This is a genomic window from Janibacter sp. CoH_79_TC_3 (assembly GCF_058197955.1).
Genome location: NZ_JBXWIV010000228.1, coordinates 1 through 221, shown reverse-complemented (window position 1 = coordinate 221; position 221 = coordinate 1). Strand labels below are relative to the sequence as shown.

The window sequence follows — 221 nt, the reverse complement described above, 5'->3', positions numbered from 1 at the left end:
GGTTTGGTTTGCCTGGTTGTTTTGCTATGAACACGTCTCTTCCAGTTTTGTATGGTGGTTGGGCTGAGATTATAGAATTCAGCCGCCTCGGCAAAGGTCATACCATCATCTAAGCTTTTTAGCACTTGTTTGCGAAAATCTAGCGAGTAAGTCATGGTCTTTATAATAACAATTGGGTTTGATAATTAGTTTATAACACTTTTAGGTGGGCTTGACTATAT

The 221-nt window shown here is 38.9% G+C and carries 1 protein-coding gene; it reads right to left on the bottom strand.

Annotated features, from left to right (window positions below; genetic code table 11):
* Positions 1–155, bottom strand: a 155-nt coding sequence (locus AC2FA3_RS15730; RefSeq protein WP_490510417.1) for a helix-turn-helix domain-containing protein, incomplete at its 3' end; no start/stop codon positions are given.
* Between the last annotated feature and the right edge of the window lie 66 nt (positions 156–221).